Source organism: Comamonas sp. B-9 (assembly GCF_000410635.1).
Taxonomy (GTDB): domain Bacteria; phylum Pseudomonadota; class Gammaproteobacteria; order Burkholderiales; family Burkholderiaceae_C; genus Comamonas.
Genome location: NZ_KE148635.1, coordinates 32,335 through 32,554 on the forward strand (window position 1 = coordinate 32,335; position 220 = coordinate 32,554).

Below are 220 nucleotides of genomic sequence, written 5' to 3' on the forward strand. Positions count from 1 at the left end.
CATCAGCACACACAGGTCCGTGTGGGCATGCACATCGATCGCATGGCAGCTGGCGCAGTGGCCGCAGGCGCCCTGGGGTGTCGGCGCATCGCACAGCCAGGCCCGCACCAGGCCCATGGCCAGCGAGAACTGGCCCAGGCCCGAAGGGCCTTGCAGCAGCCAGGCATGGCCGCGCTGGGCCAGCAGCTGCTCGCGCTGCTGGGCAATCCAGGGCGCGGTG

1 pseudogene is annotated in these 220 nt (G+C 71.4%); it reads right to left on the minus strand.

Annotated elements, in window-relative coordinates:
• Positions 1-220, minus strand: a pseudogene (locus H928_RS0118715) (DNA polymerase III subunit delta'); the annotation flags it as partial.